Annotated in this window: 17 protein-coding genes and 1 pseudogene; 11 read left to right on the top strand and 7 right to left on the bottom strand. The window is 69.9% G+C overall.

Features of this window, described 5'->3' with window-relative positions:
- Nucleotides 1-521, bottom strand: a pseudogene (locus G554_RS0107935) (ISL3-like element ISPfr6 family transposase); the annotation flags it as partial.
- A gap of 212 nt (nt 522-733) precedes the next feature.
- Between G554_RS0107935 and G554_RS16980 the strand changes: the two are divergent.
- The 11 genes from G554_RS16980 to G554_RS16755 all read left to right on the top strand — a co-directional run bounded on the left by G554_RS16980 (nt 734) and on the right by G554_RS16755 (nt 12,514).
- Nucleotides 734-1,747 (top strand): ABC transporter ATP-binding protein, encoded by a 1,014-nt coding sequence (locus G554_RS16980; protein ID WP_084648411.1) that lies wholly within the window; start codon nt 734-736, stop codon nt 1,745-1,747.
- On the top strand, nt 1,744-2,625 hold the full coding sequence (locus tag G554_RS0107945; protein WP_027587491.1) for an ABC transporter permease: 882 nt from the start codon (nt 1,744-1,746) through the stop codon (nt 2,623-2,625). Before G554_RS16980 ends, G554_RS0107945 begins: the two co-directional genes overlap by 4 nt.
- Nucleotides 2,622-3,512 (top strand): ACP S-malonyltransferase, encoded by an 891-nt coding sequence (locus G554_RS15385; RefSeq protein WP_051232713.1) that lies wholly within the window; start codon nt 2,622-2,624, stop codon nt 3,510-3,512. The genes G554_RS0107945 and G554_RS15385 overlap by 4 nt, the downstream gene beginning before the upstream one ends.
- Nucleotides 3,509-4,276 carry an SDR family oxidoreductase gene (locus G554_RS0107955; RefSeq protein WP_051232715.1) on the top strand — a complete coding sequence of 256 codons (768 nt, stop codon included), beginning with the start codon at nt 3,509-3,511 and terminating at the stop codon, nt 4,274-4,276. Before G554_RS15385 ends, G554_RS0107955 begins: the two co-directional genes overlap by 4 nt.
- A gap of 63 nt (nt 4,277-4,339) precedes the next feature.
- Nucleotides 4,340-4,621, top strand: a complete 282-nt coding sequence (locus tag G554_RS0107960) for a phosphopantetheine-binding protein (RefSeq protein ID WP_027587493.1) — start codon at nt 4,340-4,342, stop codon at nt 4,619-4,621.
- A complete protein-coding gene (locus tag G554_RS15390; protein ID WP_036925102.1) occupies nt 4,618-5,109 on the top strand; it encodes a 3-hydroxyacyl-ACP dehydratase FabZ family protein in 492 nt (163 codons plus the stop codon). Before G554_RS0107960 ends, G554_RS15390 begins: the two co-directional genes overlap by 4 nt.
- Nucleotides 5,109-7,316, top strand: coding sequence for a GNAT family N-acetyltransferase (locus G554_RS0107970; RefSeq protein WP_027587494.1), 2,208 nt, complete (start codon nt 5,109-5,111; stop codon nt 7,314-7,316). Before G554_RS15390 ends, G554_RS0107970 begins: the two co-directional genes overlap by 1 nt.
- On the top strand, nt 7,309-8,622 hold the full coding sequence (locus G554_RS0107975) for a DUF6365 family protein (RefSeq protein WP_027587495.1): 1,314 nt from the start codon (nt 7,309-7,311) through the stop codon (nt 8,620-8,622). Before G554_RS0107970 ends, G554_RS0107975 begins: the two co-directional genes overlap by 8 nt.
- Nucleotides 8,606-9,598 (top strand): aminomethyltransferase family protein, encoded by a 993-nt coding sequence (locus tag G554_RS0107980; RefSeq protein WP_027587496.1) that lies wholly within the window; start codon nt 8,606-8,608, stop codon nt 9,596-9,598. The genes G554_RS0107975 and G554_RS0107980 overlap by 17 nt, the downstream gene beginning before the upstream one ends.
- Nucleotides 9,595-11,964 carry a beta-ketoacyl-[acyl-carrier-protein] synthase family protein gene (locus tag G554_RS0107985; RefSeq protein ID WP_027587497.1) on the top strand — a complete coding sequence of 790 codons (2,370 nt, stop codon included), beginning with the start codon at nt 9,595-9,597 and terminating at the stop codon, nt 11,962-11,964. Before G554_RS0107980 ends, G554_RS0107985 begins: the two co-directional genes overlap by 4 nt.
- Nucleotides 11,957-12,514: a 4'-phosphopantetheinyl transferase family protein gene (locus G554_RS16755; RefSeq protein WP_027587498.1), complete on the top strand. Its 558-nt coding sequence runs from the start codon at nt 11,957-11,959 to the stop codon at nt 12,512-12,514. Before G554_RS0107985 ends, G554_RS16755 begins: the two co-directional genes overlap by 8 nt.
- A gap of 392 nt (nt 12,515-12,906) precedes the next feature.
- Here the strand turns inward: G554_RS16755 and proC are convergent, their stop codons facing one another.
- From proC to G554_RS0108025, 6 genes are all read right to left on the bottom strand, one after another.
- Nucleotides 12,907-13,704 carry a pyrroline-5-carboxylate reductase gene (gene proC, locus G554_RS0107995; protein ID WP_027587499.1) on the bottom strand — a complete coding sequence of 266 codons (798 nt, stop codon included), beginning with the start codon at nt 13,702-13,704 and terminating at the stop codon, nt 12,907-12,909.
- Nucleotides 13,705-13,723: 19 nt separating this feature from the next.
- The gene (locus G554_RS0108000; RefSeq protein ID WP_084648412.1) at nt 13,724-14,425 is read right to left on the bottom strand and encodes a VOC family protein; all 702 of its coding nucleotides are present in this window, start codon (nt 14,423-14,425) and stop codon (nt 13,724-13,726) included.
- A 414-nt stretch (nt 14,426-14,839) separates the two neighbouring features.
- Nucleotides 14,840-16,207: a GntP family transporter gene (locus tag G554_RS0108010; RefSeq protein WP_027587501.1), complete on the bottom strand. Its 1,368-nt coding sequence runs from the start codon at nt 16,205-16,207 to the stop codon at nt 14,840-14,842.
- A gap of 2 nt (nt 16,208-16,209) precedes the next feature.
- Nucleotides 16,210-17,109 carry an NAD(P)-dependent oxidoreductase gene (locus G554_RS0108015; RefSeq protein WP_027587502.1) on the bottom strand — a complete coding sequence of 300 codons (900 nt, stop codon included), beginning with the start codon at nt 17,107-17,109 and terminating at the stop codon, nt 16,210-16,212.
- Between the two features lie 77 nt (nt 17,110-17,186).
- Nucleotides 17,187-18,617 (bottom strand): four-carbon acid sugar kinase family protein, encoded by a 1,431-nt coding sequence (locus tag G554_RS0108020; protein ID WP_027587503.1) that lies wholly within the window; start codon nt 18,615-18,617, stop codon nt 17,187-17,189.
- Nucleotides 18,618-18,724: 107 nt separating this feature from the next.
- Entirely contained in the window at nt 18,725-19,408 is a 684-nt protein-coding gene (locus G554_RS0108025; RefSeq protein ID WP_027587504.1) for a FadR/GntR family transcriptional regulator, read from the bottom strand.
- Between the last annotated feature and the right edge of the window lie 132 nt (nt 19,409-19,540).

Genomic DNA, 19,540 nt, shown 5'->3' on the forward strand with positions numbered 1-19,540 from the left:
GTGTGCCGCCACACGTGCTCATCCACGCCGATCGTGGTCACCTTGTCGAACCGGTGCGGGTTGTTGATCAGCACCCGCTTAGCCTCGGCGAGCACCGCGTCGTTCGCTGTGTTCCAGCTGATGTCCAAGCCTTCGGCGATCCGGGCCACGGTGAGGTGGCGCACCACGATCCCTTCCAACGCCCACCGCAGCCCGCGGCGCGACAGTCGGGTCTTGGCCTCCGCGGCCCGGCTCGTGTCCTGGCGCCACACATGAGCGCAGTCGGCGCACCGGTACCGGCGCACGACCACCTCCAGCAGCGTCGGCCGCCACCCGAGCGGTTCGTGAGCGAGCCGACGCACCACCGTGTCCCGCAACACACCATGCTGGCCGCAGCGGTGGCACCAGTCGTCCGGCTCGACAACCTGACAAGCGATCACCGCCCGTCCAGGCTCGAGTCGTTGACCAACCGCAACCAGGCCCAGCTCGTCGAGCCGGCAGAAGGTGGTCAGGTCAGGGGTCGCGAAGGTAGCGTCAGGCACGTCGAGGTCTTCCCGATGGGTTGGTGTGAGAACCCCCATCCTCGGAAGACCTCGACCCCTACCCGGTGACCGACACGCCAGCCACCATCACACCCCCACTACACCGTGGATTGTGATGAGCCCGGATCCGCACCGGCGCGTTAAGTCATTGCAGCCGCTCTGGAGCGTGTGTTACGCTCCGATGCGGAGGGGGATTCATTACAGGGGGATGAATGATAGAGGTCTCTGGCCTTACGAAGAGGTATCGAGATACTGTCGCAGTTGACGATCTCAGTTTTACTGTCGAGGAGGGGGATCTGTTCGCCCTTCTCGGTGAGAATGGGGCGGGAAAGTCGACCACGATATCGTGTCTCACTACTCTTCTCGACTATGACTCTGGCGACATTTCGGTAGACGGACTGCGACGTCCAGATGACGATTACCGGATTCGGGAGCAGACCGGAGTCGTCTTTCAGCAGTCAGTCCTCGATCCTCTCCTCACCGCCAGGGAGAATCTTCATCTACGGGCAACGTTCTACGGGCTGGGGATGGACAGAGTCGACGAGCTGACCGAGATGATCGGTCTGGGCGAGTTCATCGACCGGCGCTACGGCGTCCTCTCCGGCGGCCAGAAGCGGCGGGTCGACATCGCCCGGTCCCTGCTGAACCGGCCGCGCACCCTCTTCCTCGACGAACCGACCGCCGGCCTGGACCCGGGCAGCCGCTCCCAGGTGTGGGAGTCGATCCAGGATCTGAGGGACGAGCTCGGGCTCACCATCGTCCTCACCACGCACTACATGCAGGAGACCGAGAGCGCCGACGACGTCCTCGTGCTGGACCACGGCAAGGTTCTCGCCCGTGGCACGCCGATCGCGCTGCGGGCAGCGCACTCCGCGGCCCGCCTGCTGCTGGCGCCGGCCCCTGGCCACCAGTACTCCGAACTGACCGACATCCTCCTCAGCAGGGTGCCGCAGGCCGACTGGCGGGTCGAGGGAGGATCGGTCGTGTCCACGGTGCCCGACTCGGCGACGGCCCTGGCGGTGCTCAAGGAGGCCGAGCACGCAATCGCGGACTTCCAGTTCATCCAGGGGTCGATGGACGACGTCTTCCTCAACCTCACAGAGGGCGGCGCAGCACCCGCCGCCCGCCGGGCCGAACCCGAGCCGGGTGCGGCAGAGCCGGTCGTGGGCGCCGAGGAGCACCCCGCCCGTCGGGCGGAGCCCGTCGAGGACGGGGGACCGCGATGAGGACGACCCTCTCCCTGGTGCACCGCAATCTGTCCATCTACTTCCGCGACCGGGCCGGGGTCTTTCTCTCGCTGCTCTCCGCGCTCATCCTGCTACTGCTCTACACGCTCTTCCTCGGCTCGCTCCAGATCGACAACATTCAGGATTCCCTGCCGGGCGCCTCGAAAGGCGACATCCGCGCATTCGTGGACTCGTGGGTGCTCGCCGGAATTGTGATGATCACCACATTCACCACCGGCTTCGGCGCGATGGGGGTCTTCGTGGATGATCGGGTCTTCGAGCGATTCAAGGACTTCCAGGTCGCCCCGATTCGTCGGCATCAGTTGATCCTCGGATACCAGGGTGCGGCATTCGTCGTCGCCAGCATCATGAGCCTCGCCATCCTGATCCTAGGCGGAGTGCTGCTCGTCATCATGCATTCCTCGCAGATCATCTCGTGGGTCGGCGTCCTGCAGGCTGTCGGATACGTTCTGCTGCTCTCCCTGGCATTTTCTGCACTGTCCTCGTTCATTCTCACATTCGTCGGTTCCTCGGCCGCCTACACGGCGGTCAGCACGATCGTCGGGACCCTTCTCGGGTTCCTTGCCGGCGCCTATCTTCCGGTCGGTCTGCTCTCCGGCCCGGTGCGCAACGCCATCAACTGTCTGCCCTTCTCGCCGGCGGCGATGCTCCTCCGTGAGCCCCTCGTCGGGCCCTCCCGCGATGTCCTGGCCGGAGGCGTCTCCCAGGCATCCACCGCCCTGGACAGCTACTACGGATTCACCCTGTCGGTCGGCTCGGCCACCCTCACCGCCCCCATCGCGATCATCGCTCTGGGGTGCATCGCCGTCATCTTCACCGTCCTCGGCTCACTGCGCATCGGGAGGGTGCTGAGATGAGCGCCGGAGCCCTTCACCTGTTCCCGGGCCAGGGGAGTCAGGCCAGGGGGATGGGAAGACGAGCCTTGGAGCACAGCCCGCAGGCCCGCCGCTTCGTCGAGGAGGCCTCCCGAGCCGTCGACCTGGACCTCGAGGAACTGTGCCTGCACGCCTCCCTGGAGGAGCTGACGCCCACCCAGGTTCAGCAGCCCGCCCTCACCGCGGCCGGGCTGGCCGACTGGATCGCCTTCGGGCCGCCGACCGCGGGGCCGGGGGACCGCTTCGCAGGCCACTCGATCGGCGCCCTGGCCGCTGCCGCGGCCTCCGGTTACCTCGATCTCGTCGAGGCGGTCCGGCTGGCCCGGCTGCGGGGCCGACTAATGTCCCAGGCCCCCGGCCGCGGCTCCATGCTGGCGGTGATCTCCTCCCGCAGCGAGTCCCAGGAGGCTCAGTTGGCCTGGGCGCGAACCCTGTCCGAGCAGCAGGGTCTGGACGTCGCGGCCGTCAACGGCCCCACCCAGATCGTCCTGTCGGGTGACCTCGACCGGGTGGAGGAGGCCGCACGCGCACTGCCCCATGCGACCGTGCTGCGGGTCAGCCACGGCTTCCACTCCCGTCTGATGGAGCCGGCCCAGCCGGAATGGACCGCCGCCCTCGACCGGACCGGGTTCGCCCACGGTTCGGGGTATGTCGGATGCACGACCGGTGTCACGGCCGGCAGCCCCCAGGACGTCAGGCGCGACCTCCGCGAGGGGTTGCGCCACACCATCCGGTGGGCCTTCGTGCTCGCCGCCACCGCGGACTGCACGCCGATCACCGTCTACGGCCCCGGCCGCACGATCGCCCGGCTCCAGCGGCCCTATCTCAGGGGAAGAACCATTCGGCTGGCAGGAGGAGGGGGACGATGACGCAGCAGTCCAGGCAACAGCAGCCGACGCAGCAGCAGCCCATCGCGCTGGTGGTCGGTGCCTCGCGGGGCATCGGGCGCGCCACCGCGATCGAGATGGCCGCCCACGGCTACCGGGTGGTCGGCTGGTACCGCTCCGACGCCGCCGCCGACGCCGAGGTGGCCCGGCAGATCGCCGACGACGGCGGGTGGTACCAGGGCCGCCGCACCGACATCACCGACCAGCAGCAGGTGCGCGAGGGCCTGAGCGACCTGCGCCGCACCGACGGATCCCTGCAGGCGGTCATCGTCAGCGCCGGCATCACCAGGGACGGTCTCGCCGGAACCATGAGCCTGGAGGCCTTCACCGGCGTCCTGCAGACCAACCTGGTCGGCTCCTTCCTGGTGGCCCGAGGAGCCCTCCGCGCGATGCGCAAGCACGGCGGCTCGATCGTCCTGATGTCGTCGACCTCGGGCATCCGCGGTCAGGCCGGCCAGACCAACTACGCCGCGAGCAAGGGAGGGGTGATTGCGATGACCCAGGCGCTGGCGAAGGAGGCCGCACCCCTGGGGATCCGCGTCAACAGCCTCGCCCCCGGATTCGTCGACACCGACATGTTCCGTGCGATGGACCCCAGGACCAGGGCCTCGGTGACCGACCACATCCCGCTGGGACGGGTCGGCCGACCGGCGGAGATCGCCCGCGCCGCGCGCTTCCTGGCCGGGCCCGACTCCTCCTACATCACCGGCCAGACCCTGGTGATCGACGGCGGGATGACCTCATGAGCCCGCCACCGGCCCCGGTACCGCGCACCCACCCTGTCAGCACCACCATGATGAAGGAATTCCATGCCGAGCCAACCTCAGCTTGATGCCGCGACCCGCCGCTTCGAGCTCAACACCTCACTGCGATCCCTGCTGCTGTCCGGGCTGGACCTGCCCGATGACCCCGAGCACGTCGACTTCGACGAGCCGCTGTTCGGCCGCGGCCTGGAACTGGACTCCCTCGACACCCTCGAGATCGTCAGCATCCTGGAGGAGGAGTTCGGGGTCCTGGTGAGCGACGAGGACCGCACCATCTTCGGCTCGATCAACAAGCTGGCCGATGTCATCGAAGCCGAGCAGCAATGACGCCGGCGTCCCCGTTGTGCTACTCCGCCGACCAGATCCATCGGATGCTGCCGCACGGCTACCCCTTCGTCCTGCTCGACGGGGTGGAGGACGTCGTGCCGGGAGTCAGCGGAACCGGGATCAAGAACATCACCATCTCGGACCCGGTGTTCAACGGGCACTTCCCCGGCCGGGCGATCTATCCCGGCGTCCTGCTCATCGAGATCTCCGGGCACACCTGCGGCATCGTCCAGCAGGCCGACGAGACGCCCGAGGAAGGCTCTCCTGAGGCTGCCGGAGGTGCACCGAGGCGGATCGGGGTGCTCGCCGGGGTGCGGAGATTCTCCTTCCACCACGTCATCACACCCGGCGACGTCGTGCGGTTCCGGGTCCGCCGCCGGGCAGTGCTGGCGGAGATGTTCGAGTACGCGGTGCGGGTCGAGGTCGGGTCCCGCCTCGCCGCCGAGGGCACGGTGGCCATCGCCATGCAGGCCGAGGCGCCGATCTGATGGCCGTCACCGTGAGGACCTACCAGGACGCCGACCTGCCCGGGCTCGCGGCTCTGCTGACGCGCAACTCCTACGGCCCGGCGGCTCATGGCCGCGATCTCGGCCCCGAGGATCTGGCGGGGGTGCTGCTGCAGCGCTGCGTCACCGACCTGCTGGTCGGCGAGGAGGACGGTCGGATCCTCGGCTGCCTGGCCTTCGGACTCGGCTCGGGACGCCGTGCCTGCGAGCCCGATGCGCGCTTCGCCGGGCTCTACGTGGTCGACCGCTCCCAGCGGAAGTCCCTGCTGCCCGGCCGGTTGTTCCGGGAGGGGTTCTCCCGGATGATGCACCAGGGAGAGGTGCGCACCCTGCGGCTGGAGGCCTCCCCGACCAACAGCCGGGCACTCGGCCTGTACGTGCGAGCCGGCTTCCGCGCCGCCCCCACCGCCCATGCCGACGAGGACGGCTACCTGGAACTGGTCACTCACCTGCCCGGGGTCATCGAGGACCTCTTCGGGGCGAACCGCGGCTACTCCCTCGACAATGCCTCCCGCAGCCTCGGCTGGGAGATGGTGAGGCTGGGCCGCAGCGCCGACTTCTCCACCGGGATGACGCTGCGCGACGGCCGCTGGGTGATCACCTATCCGATCACCGCCGGGCAGCTCGGCCTGGAGGTCGACGTCGACCTGGCCACCGGGACCGCACTGTCCTACCGACAGACGTCGGGGGAGCCGATCACCCTGCCGCCAGAGCGCCGGGCCGAGGAGGCCCCCGGCGCGGCGGTACTGCTCGACCAGACCCTGGACTGCGGGGCGCGGCTCCGGGTCGACGGGGCCGGCACGCTGCGCCTGACCGGGCGGAGCGGCCATGAGCTGGTGAGGGAGCGGTGGCCCGTGGAACTGGGCGTCGAGCCGCCGGCCGTCCGCCGCCAGGGCCATCGCCGCAGGGTCAGCGCCGCCCCGGTGGCCGGCCTGCCCGGAGCCTGGCGACTGACCGCGCAGGGGGACCCGATCACCCGCCTGCTGCGGATCCGCGGCGACCGGATCACCGTGGAGACCACCCCGGATCCGGACCGCAGGGCCGTCGTCACCCCATGGATCCGGACCCGGGTCGGCAGCCGGGCCCTGATGGTCGATGGACGCTGGCGCAGCGGGCCGCTGGTCTACGGACTGTGGCCCGAGGAGTGGACCGACTTCGAGGCGGCCTACTCCGGCTCCCCGGCGGCCGCCCTGTGGTGGACCGACGGCACCGACGCCGTCACCTCCACCTGGTCGGGGGCCGAGGGCCGTCCGGAGGGTCTGAGCGCACCACAGCTGGTCGGCGAGACGCCGGGCTGCACCGTGACCTACCGGTTGGAGGTGACCGCCGCCGGCGCGCCGCCGCAGGCTCTTCCGCTGCCGGGCGAGGCACCCATCAGACCGGTGGTGCTGCGCCGCCGGTCCGCCCCTCGCCGCGGGGCCGCGTCCGCCGCCACCGCCTTGCGCGCCGCCCGCGCCGATCCCTCCCCGGTGGCCCTGACGGCGGAGCGCAGCGACGGGGAGCGGGTCACGCTCCGCCACGGGGACCACGAGGTGATGCTCGCCGCGGCGACCGGTCTGGTGCGCTGGACCTTCCGCGGGACGCCGATCCTCACCGGCGGCTACCCGAACCGGGCCCCGCTCGGGGCCTACCGCAGCCATCGGGTCGCGATGTGGTGCGCCGCCACACCACCGCGAGGAGCCGACGACCAGGGCGTCGAGTGGATCGACGACGACGGCGAGGAGGTGCTGGAGTACCAGCCGCAGCCCGGCCTGCGGGGCTGGTCGCTGGCCGCCGCCGGGGAGCGCACCCTGCGGGTCGAGGCGCGTCTGGTGGACGACCCCGGCGGGCAACCCGGCGGCCGACCACGACGGGTCTTCGACGACGCGACGATCGTCCTCACCCCGCAGACCAGGCGGGGAGCCCCCCTCGCGGTGCGGGTGGCAGGGCGGCTGTGGCGGGTGGAGAACGCCGGGCTGCCGTGGCGGTGCAGCGTCGAGGCCGCCGCCGTGGAGCTGGACTCCGGGCTCGCCCTGGTGCTGTCCGGGGTGCACGGCCAGGACGCCGAGATCTTCATCCGCCGACTCGACGACGGGGTGGTGCTGTCGGTACTGGCCGCCGGTGGCCTGGTCGGCGTGGACCTCACGGTGACCGACTCGCTGACCCAGGCCGAGCGGGCACTGTCGACGACCGGAGGCGACCATGGGTGAGCGACTCCTCATCGTCTCGCCCAGCGCGCACTCACTGGGCGAGCTCGCCAATGCGATGGTGATGGCCGCACAGCTGCCGGACCGCCCGATCACCGTGATGACCTCCGCTGGGTACGCCGACTATGCGCGGGGTGCCGGCCTGAGCGTGAGGGAACTGCCGCGCGGACGCCGGGCGGCCGAGGTCGTCGGCAGAGCCGTCGCCGAACCCGACCTGGCGGCCGTCATCCTGGCCGACCATCACCTCACCGCGCTGGAGAGGGTGCACTTCACGGTGGCGGATCTGATCGGTCCGGCGCCGCTGATCTGCGTGGACTCGCTGTGCCTGGGACCGGAGGGTCGCAGGCTGGAGCTCGCCATCTCCCAGCACTCGATCAGCCCCCAGATGCGCCACTGGTTCCCCCTGGAGGTGCACACCGAGACCCTCCCTGGGGAGGCGACCCTGCTGCGCCCGGTCCCGGTGGCCGGCGGTGCACCGGGAGGGCTCGCCTTCGATCTCTACGGGACGACCCTGCGGCCGCGCCACGGACGGGAGCAGACGAGGGAGTCCCTGGGGATCGCCGCCGACCGGACGGTCATCGTGACGGCGATGTCGAACTGGGCGGTGCGCGCCATGACCAAGCCCCACGAGGCCTCCCCGACCCGCGACCGTGACGAGTACCTGCGGTTGAGGACCCGGTGGCTGGTCGAACTGGCCGTTCGGCTGGACCGCCGGATCACCCTTGTCAGCCTCGGTGCCACCGGCGACCCCGGAACGATCAGACCGGCCGAGGGGGCGGGACGCGTCGAACTGGTCAACCTGCCCGGGCTCGCGATGGAGGAGTTCACCGATCTGGTCGCCGCGGCCGACCTCTATCTGTGCGACAACCTCACCTCCGGGGCGATGGCCCGGGCCGCGCTGCTCGGCACGCCGGTGGTGGCGCTGACCAATGAGGCCGGCGTCTGGGACGGCTCCGACTTCGTGCAGGGGTGGCGCGCCGAGATGGAGCGGGTCTTCCCCCACTTCGACTTCCGCTACCTCGTCAACCCCTTCGGCTGGGTGCGGGAGCTGGATCCGCTGCGCACCGACAATCCCTATCTGGACGCGGTGGTGCGGGCCCCGGCGTACTCCCTGGAGCAGCAGGTGCGGATCTGCACCGAGGCCTTGGACAGCGCCGAGCGCCCGGCCCGCGACGCCCTGGTCGAGCGGGTGGGCACCCTGCCGAAGGTGCCGGCGGCCCTCGAGCGGGCCCTTGACCCACGGGGGCCGTCGACGGCGGATCCCCATCACTGCGGACAGCAAGGAAGACAACATGTTGAGCATCGCTGAGAGCTACGACGCCATCCGAAACCAGGCGGCGGTCATCGAGCGGCCCGGCGCCGCGGTGATCCGCGTCACCGGACCCGACCGTGCCGCCGTGGTGGGTCGACTACTGGCCCGGTCCACCGAGTTCGTCGCCGTCGACAGCTGTGTCGACTCACTCCTCCTCGGCCCCGACGGGCAGGTGAAAGGCCTTGCCACGGCCTTGATCGGAACTGAGACGATCTGGCTGGTGAGCGATGCCGAGGCCGACTGGATCGACCTGTTGAGCGACGCGGCCGAGGGCCTGGAGGCGGTCGCCGAGGTCGCCCCCGAGCTGCGGGCACTCCATGTCGAGGGGCCCAGGTCGTGGCAGGTGGCCGGCGACTACACCGGCGACACCCCGATCGAGGATCTGCTGCTCGGCGAGCTGGTCACCACCCGCGCCGACGGGGAGCAGATCCTGGTCGCCCGGTCCGGTTCGACCGCGGAGTTCGGCTACCTGCTGGTGCTGCCCGAAGGGGGCCTGCGCGACGAGGTCGTCGCGGCGGCGGAGCGACTCGGGGGCGGGCTCATCGACCCCGAGGTGCTGCCACTGGTGCACATCGAGACCAATCATCCGGTGCTTCCCCAGCAGACCAGAGACTGCACGGTGCTGGAGGCCGGGCTCGGCTGGTTCATCTCCTTCGACCGATCCGACGAGTTCATCGGGGACCAGGTCTGCCAGCTGCCGGCCCCGCACCGCCGGGTGGTGGCCGCCCAACTGGACGGCGAGCCGCCCAGTCTGGACGCGGAGGTCCGCGACGGGGACGTCATCGTGGGGCGGGTCCAGGTGGTGGCACCGCGGGCGGACCGACCGCAGAGTCTGGTGCTGCTGCTCCTCGAGGATCCCTACGGGGTGCCCGGCCTGGACCTGACGGTCGACGGCCGGCCGGCGCACACCCTCTCGCGTCCGGTGATCAGGCCCCGCTCCTGGACGATGAGCATCGGGGATGAGTCGGCATGAGTGTCGCGATCACCGGCTACGGCATGATCTCCGCGGTCGGCGACGACGCCCCCCGGTCCTGGCAGACGCTGGTCCGGGGCAGCAGCGGCATCGGGGAGAACACCATCGTGCCGCGCAGCGGCGTGATGAGCGATCGCGCCGGTCAGGTCCGGTCGATGCCGGAGCCTCCTCGCCCGAGAGTGGACCGCTGCCTGCGGCTGGGAGCCCGTGCGCTCGCCGAGGCGATCGACCGCTCGGGGATCGAGGAGGCCGGCTACCGTCGCGACCGGATCGGGCTGTGCGTCGGAACCTCCCTGGGGGCGGCCCGACAGGGGGAGCGGTTCCAGCGCGCCTGGCTCGAGAGGGGACTCGGCCATGCCCACCGCCGCGACCTGGTCGAGTACCCGCTCCACGCCGTGGCGGACTCGCTGGCGGCGCGGTTCGACCTCGGCGGTCCACGACTGGTGCACTCGAACGCCTGCGCGGCAGGGGCGGTGGCGATCGTCAACGGTTTCGAACTGCTGCGCGACGGCCTGGCGGACGCCGTGATCGCCGGAGGGCTCGACCCGCTGGCCTACCTCTCCTTCGGCGGCTTCTCCAGTCTCGGTGTGCTCAGCACCTTGAACTGCGCCCCCTACACGCGCAGCGACGGGATCACCCTCGGCGAGGGAGCCGGATTCCTGGTGCTGGAGCGCCGCCAAGCGGCCGAGCGGCGCGGTGCGCGGGTCGTCGCGCAGATCCTCGGCTACGGCCTGAGCGCCGATGCCTACCATCCGACGGCCCCCGATCCGCGGGGGCGCGGGGCACTGGCGGCGATGACCCAGGCGCTGGCGATGGCCGGGCTCGACCCCGCCCAGGTGGATTACGTCAACGGCCACGGCACCGGGACCCCGGCCAACGATGCCGGCGAGATGAGGACGATCCGCGCCCTCAGCCCGGGGCGGGTGCCGATGAGCTCCACCAAATCGATGATCGGCCACACCCTGGGGGCGGCCGGTGCGATCGAGGCGGTGGTCTCGGTGATGACGATCGAGCACGCCACGATGCACCCCACCTTCGTGCCCGCCGACCAGCCTGCGCAGGACAGCCTGGCGGCCCTGGAGAAGGAGGGCCGGATCGACATCGTCGCCTCCCGGGCGCGTCCCGGCGACATCGGGGTCGTGCTGTCCAACTCCTTCGCCTTCGGTGGCAACAACGCCACCCTGGCGCTCGGATCCCCCGCTGCGACGGCGACGCCGGGTCCGGTCGCCCCACGAGGCAGCGTCGCTGTGACCGGGATCGCCTCGCTGGCCGGGGCCCTGCCGTCGGCCGAGGCGATCGGGGAGGCAGTCGAGGAGGATCGCGACCCGCTCACCGAACAGGCCGTGCTCGACGGGGGCAGGACCTTCCCGGTGGCCAGGGCCGCCCCGGACTCGCTGCGGGCCCGGCTGAACCCCAGGGCGGTGCGTCGGCTGGACCGGTTGGGTCTGCTCGCCGCGCACACCGTGGACCGACTCATCCGCCAGACGGGAATCGCCAAGACCCAGCTGCGCGACTGCGGCCTCATCCTGGCCACCTCCACCGGCCCGCTGGAGACCATCCAGCGATTCCAGGGCGGGCTGGTGACCCGGGGGGAGGGGGACAGCAAGCTGTTCCCCAATACCGTCATGAACGCTGCCGCCGGTCATGTCGGCATGCTGTTCGGGATGCACGGACCGACCGCCACGATCTGCTCGGGATGGACAAGCGGCGTCTCCGCCCTCCATCTGGCCCAGCAGACCATCCGCAACGGTGCCTGTCCCCGGGCCATCGTGGTCGGCGTCGACGAGGCCTGCGACGCCGTGCTGACCGGGTACTCCCTCTTTCCGGGGTTCCTGGCCGGCGGGGCGGCCCGCCCCGGTGAGGACACCGGGATCCTCATCGCCGAGGCCGGTGCGGCGGTGCTGCTGGAGTCTGTGGCCGAGGATGGGGCTGCCGCCGGAGTGGAGGGCTGCGAGGGGGACCACCGCGACGGATCGACCGGCCGCGGCCCGCTGGCACGGATCTGCGGGTTCGGCATGGCGGGCAGCCGGGCCGGAGCAGGCCGGATGGGGGATCCGCAGGACTGCCTGGCCGCCTACCGGGCAGCACTCGACCAGGCGGGCATCGGCCCGGAATCCCTCGCAGTGGTGGTCAGCGCAGCCGACGGCCTCGGCGGCCTCGACCGAGTGGAGAGCCGTGCCCTGGCACTGCTCGGCCTGGCCGGGAGCACCCGCATCCTCACTCCGAAGAGGAACACCGGCGAGACCCAGTCGGCGGCTCCGCTGATCGGCGTCGGACTGGCCGCCTGCCAAGCTGCCGGCGGCTATGCACTGGTGAGTGGAGTGGGGATCGGAGGCTCCTATCAGAGCCTCGTCATCCATGCCTGAGACGCAGGCGGTTGATCTGGTCGGGCGGCGGATGCCCGGCAGGGTGCTGCGCGGGGCGGGCAGACGCGGGCTGCGCGCCTGGAATCGGTCGCAGCCCTGCTGCCCGGAGCCGAGGCTGGACATCGGGCCGGACGGCCGGATGAGGTGCGGCGGATGCGGGATGTGGTGCTCGGCCAGTCATTCCCGCGACCGGCTGGTGCTGGCCCGCTCGATGGGGCCGATCGGCGTCGACGTCCAGGTCCGGGTCAACAGGCTCCGGGCGATGCGCGTGCTGGCGGAGGTGGCGCAGCTGGAAGCGGCAGGGGTCGGCGTCGAGCAGTGGGCCCTCGCCGAGGCGACTCTCAAGGCCGCTGGCCGGGCGGGATCTGTTCCGGGTCGCGGCGAACTGACGCTGCCGGCGGCCCCGACCAGCCGCGCCCTGCCCGACGAGCCCTTCCGATTGCGGATCGAGGCGGTGGGGGCCGAGTCGGTGGGGATGCCGGGAGTCGTGGGGCGCGCGGAGCAGTTCACCTGGGGGGCCGGGTTCGTGATCGCCCTCGTGCACATCTGAGGGGGCGTACCGGGCGGCCCGTGGCCGTCCGTGGCGGTCCGTGGCCGGATGCGGGTCATGGTGGTGGTCGACCGGCTGCGCAGATCACTCCGCAGACGGGGGTATCTGCACTCACAGCTGCACGAACCCCTGTCTGCGGAGCATTGTGCGCACTCGCGATCTCGACCGTGAGTGTCACGCAGCCGTTTCACCCAGGAATCCAACGGAACGTGTGAAGAAAACGCGCGAAATTTCACACGTTCCGTCGACATGTCACCTGCTGTGACATGTCGTGGCGTCAGGTCGCCCGAGACTGCGGCGGATCCTGGTTCGACGACGAACCAGGATCCGCCACCACCTCAGCGGGACCTCATCTGACCGTGCTCCCAGGGCCCCGGCCGGCCGCAGAGTCGCTACTTCAGCTCCGCCGCCCGTTGCGAGGCCGCGATGACCGCCTCGATGAGGCCCGACCGGACCCCGGCCCGCTCGATCGCCCTGACCCCCTCGATGGTTGTCCCGGCGGGGGAACACACCGCATCCTTCAGATCCCCGGGCCCCAGATCGGTCTCGAGCATCAGTTGAGCACTGCCCAGCAGCGACTGCAGCACCAGTCGCCGGGCCACCGGCCGCTTCAACCCCTGCTGCACCCCGCCGTCGGCCAGCGCGTCGACGATGATCGCCGCATAGGCCGGGATCCCTCCCGACAGCCCGGTGACGGCATCCATCAGCTTCTCGGGCACCCACTCGACCAGCCCGATCGTCGAGAACCAGTTCTGGATCGTGGCCTTCTCGGCATCGGTCACGGTGGTCGCCTCCGACAGCCCGAAGGCTCCAGCAGCGACCCGGGCCGGGGTGTTCGGCATCACGCGCAGCACCCGGGCGCTCTCGGGAAGGTGGGCGGACAACGTCTCCACGTCCCAGCCGGCGACGATCGAGACGACGGCCTTGTCGGCCAGCCCGGCACCGGCCTGCTCGAGCACCGTCGGGGCGTCCTGGGGCTTGACCGACAGCAGCACGATGTCGCAGCCCGCGCACAACTCGGCGACGCTTCCGGCGGTGGCGATGCCCGCCTCCCTGGCGTGCCCACGGGCATCCGGGGAGAGGTCCCAGGCGGTCACCTGACCGGCTTCCAGGGCTCCGTTGGCGACCAGGACGGAGCCGATCGCTCCGCCCATCTGGCCGAATCCGATGATGCCGAGACGGTGGTTCATGGGGTGTCCTTTCGGGGGATCAGCGCAGCTCGAGGGGGCCGCTGGGGGTCTGGAGAGAGGCCGTGATGGTGGGCGCCAGCCCGAATCGGATCGGCGGCGGATCCGTCACGCCGAGCCCTGTCAGGGCGTCCTCGAGGGCCTCCGGGTCGGGGGTCTCGAAGCTCAGGCCCAGCAGCCGGATCTCGTCGAGGGCCGGATTGCTGGCGGGATGGGCAGTCGCCCCCCAGTCGATGAGGAAGGGCTGCAGCCCGCCCAGTGGCAGGGCCGGGTTCATGGAGACCCGCCATCTCAGCAGGGAGCCGTCGGGGGCGGTTCGCGACCATGCCTCGACGGTGCCGACCGCCACCCCACCGGCGGCCGCCTCGGCCGCCGTCGCCTCGATGTCGGCCGGGTGCATCGCCCAGGTCACCAGGGCCGGCCGCGGATCGGGTCCACGGCGTCCCACCCCGAACATGGTGGCCTCCGGCGCCACGTCGGGCTGGGACTCGTCGAGCCCCAGCAGTTCGAGGTAGGAGGGGTTGCCGGCGGTGCTGACGGCCTCGGAGTCCAGCCGCACCAGGTAGTTCTTGGTGCCCATCCCCGGGTGGCTGCCTCCGAAGACGGGGGTGACGCCGGTGACCCGGGCGAACTCGCCGACGTAGTCGTCGATGTGGGGGACGAGCAGGACGAGATGATCGAGCGGAATGGTGATGGTGGTCTCCTTCGGGTCTGGACCGATTATCGCGCCCCGGGCGGTGGCGGCGGTGACGCCGGGCGAGTCTGGGTTGTGAAGGAGCCGGGGAGTTTGTGGCGGATCTTGGTTCGTCTACGCACCAGGATCCGCCAATGTCTCGGCAGCCACGGTCAGCCGAGTCCAGGCCTACTGCCATCTACTCCAAGGTTCTTGGAGTAGATGGCAGTTCGGCTCAGGAGGTGGCGAAAGTGACCCCACAGGCGGTTCAGTGACCCTCCCGGCAGCGTCAGACAGCGTCACTCGAATACCTACTCGAACACATTGCTCCAGTAGATACTCGAGTAGCGGGACCAGCGTCGGCAGATCGAACGCAGCCGAACTCAGTTGCGCTCGACCGGCTGACGCTGGGCCCGCTGACGGGGAAGGCTGACCCGAGCAAGTCAGGGCCCGATAGGCGTGGCGTCAGATCAGCCAGAGCCCCCCGATGAGGGCGAAGCCGACGAGTCCGCACACAGTGGTCAGTACGGTCCATGTCCTCAGACCGTCTGCGACGCACAGTCCGGTGTACTTGGTGACGATCCAGAACCCGCCATCATTGATGTGCGACAAGCCCAGCGAGCCGAACCCGATCGCCAGCGCGATGAGCGCGGTGTGGAAGGCATCGAATCCGCCCTGGGCCACCGAGCTGGCGAGCAACCCGGCAGTCGTGAGGATCGCGACGGTCGCCGAGCCCTGGCTGCCACGCAACGCCAGTGAGATCACAAAGGCCGCGACGATCAACGGCAGGTGAGCCGAGATCAGCACACCCGCCAGGGCCTTGCCGATCCCGCTGGCCACCAGAACTGACGCGAAGACCCCACCGGCACCTGCGACGAATACCACGACGGCGACATTGGGCAGTGCGTCGTCGATGATGTGTCCCCGCTTCGAGAGGCTCCAGTGGTGCTGACGGCCGAGCGTCAGGTATGCGAGCAGCACGGCCACCAGGAGCGCCACCAAGGGGGCACCCACCAGGCTCAGGATGGAGTGCGCCAGCGTTCCCTCGCGCACCAGCATCTTGCCGACCGTGCCGATGAGGATCTGGATGACCGGAGCCAGGATGAGGAACAGCACGAGTCCAGGCCCGGTGGGGTTGTCCACAGCTTCCGACTCAGCGGTCTCGGAGACCTCCTCCTCCCCGGTGGGCGGCATGCCGATCGGGGTGTTCCCGAGCACGATGTCGTCAATCGGGATCTTCTTCGAGACGAAATATCCGACAGCCACGACCACGGCACAGACCGGGATGCCGATGAGGATCATCAGGCCCGGCTGGGCACCGAGGGTGGCGGCCGCGGCGGTGGGTCCCGGATGGGGCGGAATCGCGACGTGGACGGTGAGGATCGCAGCGCCGACAGGCAGGGCGATCTTCAGCAGCTTGGTGCGGGTGACGAATGCCAGGCTGAAGACGATCGGAGCCAGGATGATGAAACCGACCTCGAAAAAGATCGGGATCCCCACCAGGAATGCCACGGCCGTCACAGCGATCGCCACACGCTTCTTCCCGAGCACATCGGTGAACTTCCGGGCCAGCGTGTTGGCGCCGTCGGCTCCCTCGATGAGGGAGCCGAGCATGGCGCCCAGGGCCACCACAGTGGCCACCGACCCGAGGGTGTTCCCCATCCCCTTGGTCATCGTGTCGGCGATATCGGCCAGTGGGATTCCGGTGGCGATCGCCAGCAGCAGGGACACCATCATGAGCGCCACGAAGGCGCTCATCTTCAGCTTGATGACCAGGAACAGCAGCAGGGCGATCGCCAGCAGTGCGAGGGTGAGCAGTACGCCCGTCGACATCGTCACTCGCCCTTGCCAGCGCGATCCGGGGCGACGACGGTGATCACCGAGGAGTCGTCATGGGCGGCCAGTCCGCGAGTCGCGCCCTGGATGTAGAGCTGCTCGGCCGCGGCGGCCACCGGGGTGGACAGACCCACCGACTTCGCAGCAGCGGTCACCAGCCCCATGTCCTTGACGAAGATGTCGAGCCGGCTGCGGACCTCGACCTCGTCCTCGTCGTAGGCGTGAAGCATCCGCGGGCCGCGGTCGCCCAGCATGAAGGACTCCGCAGCCCCAGACATCAGTGCTGAGAGAGACTGCTCCAGGTCCAGGCCCAGGGATCGTGCCAGGGCCAGTGCCTCGCCGGCCGCGGCGATGTGCACCCCGCACAGCAGCTGGTTGACGGTCTTCATCGCCTGCCCGGCACCGGGCTCATTCCCGACCCGGACGAGGGTGGACGCCATCGAGTCCAGAACGTCCTTGACCGAGTCCCATACCGTGTCCTCGGCTCCCACGACAACCAGCAGGTCTCCCTTTCCGGCGCGCACTGCACCGCCGGAGACCGGTGCGTCGACCAGCCCCAGGCCCATCTGCGACAGCTTGGTGGCGGCCTCCTTGACGGCGTCCATCCCCACGGTGGAGGTCAGCAGCACGGTGGCGCCCGGCTTCATCGCGGTGGCGACGCCGGTCGGGCTGAACAGCACCTGCTCCAGCTGGGCGGGGTTGCGCACCGCCAGCAGGACGACGTCGGCCCCCTCGGCCGCCTCGCGGGCGGTGGCGGCTGCGGTGACTCCCTCGGCGGTGGCCAGCCGGGTGCGCTCGGGGTTGATGTCATAGCCGGTGACGGTGAACGACTTCTGCAGCCAGGTGGACATCGGCAGCCCCATGGCGCCCAAACCGAGAATGGCGATAGTGGTGGTCATGATTGATCTCCTTTGATCGTGTGATGGCGCATCGGATGACGCGTCGAAAGATGGTGATGAATGAGGGTGGAGAGGCTTCAGAGGGTTGACTGGAGCTTCTCGACGACCTCGGCCAGCGAGTCGTCGGAGCCGACGTTGCCGGCGAAGACGATGTAGGGGATGCCCCGGGCCGGACCGTCGGCGGGCTGCCACATCGAGACGATGCCCGGCAGCATCGGCCCGCGCACCGTGGCGTGCCGGATCCCCAGCCCCTTGGAGGCGACGTCGGAGGAGGTGATCCCTCCTTTGGCGATGACGAATCGCGGCGCTCGTGCGGCGAGGGCCTGCGCGACAGTACTCACCAGGGCCGCGGAGACGTCGCGGGCGATCCGTAGGGAGTCGTCGGCGTCGGCGCCGGTGACCACCTGCCTACTGGTTTGGATCACGACGGATCCCCTCAGCAGTTCGCGGGCGGCCCTCGCCACGATCTGGTGCAGATGGGCCTCGCGCTGGTCGGGGTCGAGCACGGTGGGGACGTCGATCGTGAGGGTGGTGATGGCCAGCCTCTCGCGCAGGGCGTCCAGCTGGCGGCCGGTCACCCCTACATGCGAGCCGACCACGATGAGACCGCCGGCGGCATCCGAGGCGACTGCGTCGGGTGCGGGGCGCGACTGCTCGGCAGTCAACGGAGGGTGGACTTGCTGCCCGATCCGGGCCCGCACGAAGGGTGGCCCGACGCGGTAGATGAAGGCTTGGCCGCCCTCCTCGGCACGCGCCAAGGCCAGCGAGAACAGCCTCAGGTCGTTCTCCTCGACGCAGTCCACCACGATCGGCTGGCGGTCGTGGGCATGGCGCAGCGTCGTCACGACGGCTTCCTGGTCGGTGCGGATCTGAGCCAGCGTGACCCGCAGCACGGTGTCGGCGGGCCGCTGTCCGGACGACTTCTCGGCGACCCAGTCGGGAAGGTAGGAGGAGCGGTAACCGAAGGTCGCATCCTGGGCGAACTCGGTCTGGCCGACCGGCATATAACCATCGGCCGGGCTACCTGCGTAGTGGGTCGAGTCGACGGTGATCCGGCCGGCGTCGGGGAAGGCCGGCACGATGATGACACCGTCGACCCGCTGTCCGGCACCGGTGAGTTCGGAGGCGATGACGTCGGGCTCCAGCGGGAAGTGTCCCCTCAGGGTCGAGTCCGAGCGGGAGACGAAGGCCACCGTCCGGTCGGTCCGGCGGGCGGCCTCCAGACCATTGGTGACCACCTCCCGATTGACGCGCTCGGCGTCGGCCGGCGAGAGGCTGCGCGAGTTCGTCATGACGTAGACGGCCCGCGCTCCGGTGGACAACGCCCATGCCAGGTCGTCGACCTGCCAGGCGGTGATGACCGGGAGGTCGGCGACTGACTGGGTGCCGGTGGGGTCGTCGTCTAGGACGAGCAGCACCGGGCAGCCAGTGCGTGCGACCACCTCGGCCTCGACGTCGCGGCCCCTGGGAAGATTCGCGGTGAGTTGCTCCAATGAGAGCGGGTCCATAGTCACTCCTATGTGATCAGACCTCTGATGACTGGCTGTGACCATAGTCCTCTGATGACTTGACCGCAAGGCGGCGGGCCGACGATCGTCGGCCCCCGGGTCGGCGATCAGGAATCAGCTGTGTGAGCCGACACGTAGGTGGTGATGTCGTGGGCCGTCTGGTCCATGTGCGCCGACATTGCAGACCTGGCGGCCTCCACGTCACCATCACGGATGGCCTCGACAATTGCATCGTGGTGCACCATCGCGTGCACCCGCACGTCGTGGTGTGTCGAGGTGTCGGTGCGACCGGCCAGCAGGGCGACACGCAGCGGATCGAAGACAGTGGTGAGGAAGGGATTCCCGGAGGCCTGGAGGATGCGGTCGTGGAAGGCCAGATCCCCGCGCACGGTGGCGACCACGTCCTCGGCGTCGTGATCACTGCGGTACTGGGCCAGGATCCCTTCCAGGGCGTCAAGATCCTCGGCGCTGTGCCGTTCGGCGGCCAGCCCGCTGGCGCCGACCTCGATCATCCGGCGAATCTCGACCAGTTCGAGGGCGATGTCGAGCGGACTGGAGGTTTTCGCCTGCAGGGCGATCATGCTGCCCAGGTCGGTCCACTGGCCGGGCGGATTGACGAAGGTGCCCCGGCCATGGATAGGCCGCAGCACTCCGCGATCGGTGAGGACCCGCACGGCCTCGCGAAGGGTCAGCCGGGAGACATCAAGACTCTGGGCGAGCGCGGTCTCGGCTGGCAACGCCTGCCCGACCTTGACCGAGCCGTTCACCACGGCGTCGAGCAGGCCAGTCACGGTTGCCTCAACTCTGCTCTGCGCCATCTCTCCCCTCCACCCTCACCGCTCCCGCTGATCACACGGCGCGCTTGGCACCCGGGGTCTGCTTGTCGCCCCAGAGTCGACTGCACCCCCGCTCCCGCGAGCAGC

Source organism: Acidipropionibacterium thoenii DSM 20276 (assembly GCF_000423445.1).
GTDB classification, from domain to species: Bacteria; Actinomycetota; Actinomycetes; order Propionibacteriales; family Propionibacteriaceae; genus Acidipropionibacterium; species Acidipropionibacterium thoenii.